Origin of the sequence: Plantactinospora sp. B6F1 (genome assembly GCF_040120695.1) — a bacterium.
Lineage (GTDB): Bacteria > Actinomycetota > Actinomycetes > Mycobacteriales > Micromonosporaceae > Plantactinospora.
Map to the genome: position 1 here is coordinate 1 of NZ_JBEEAC010000120.1, position 413 is coordinate 413.

Here is a 413-nt window from a genome sequence, read left to right on the forward strand (position 1 = left end):
TCCACCCGCGTCCGGGAGCGGCCATGACGGTGTACGTCTCGCGCAACGCGACGACCGGCCGACCGTGGTGTCGGGATCCACCTGAGCACACCGGTCCGACGACGCTGGAGCAGATGCCCGAGCCGCCGCTGCTCACTCACGGGTGGGTGTGGGTCGGGGGTTGTTGTTTGTGTTGTTGATAGGGTTACGGCGGTTATGGCGGAAGGGAAACGCCCGGTTACATTCCGAACCCGGAAGCTAAGCCTTCCAGCGCTGATGGTACTGCACTCGGGAGGGTGTGGGCTAGCCTCGATGATTCGCGCCTGGCGCTGGCCACGTCGGCCCGGCAGCCTTGATCACTGTTGATCGATGTGGGTGGGCTCTGGGCATGGTGGTGGGCCGTCTGTCGCGGCGGTGGGCGTGGTCTCCTGGGG

1 protein-coding gene and 1 rRNA gene are annotated in these 413 nt (G+C 66.1%); both read left to right on the top strand.

What is annotated here, in order from left to right; genetic code table 11:
* The first annotated feature begins 23 nt into the window (after window positions 1–23).
* The gene (gene amcA / locus ABNF97_RS34435) at window positions 24–179 is read left to right on the top strand and encodes a multiple cyclophane-containing RiPP AmcA (protein ID WP_502930598.1); all 156 of its coding nucleotides are present in this window, start codon (window positions 24–26) and stop codon (window positions 177–179) included.
* Window positions 180–185: 6 nt separating this feature from the next.
* Window positions 186–292 (top strand): 5S ribosomal RNA (rrf, locus tag ABNF97_RS34440).
* Window positions 293–413 lie beyond the last annotated feature (121 nt).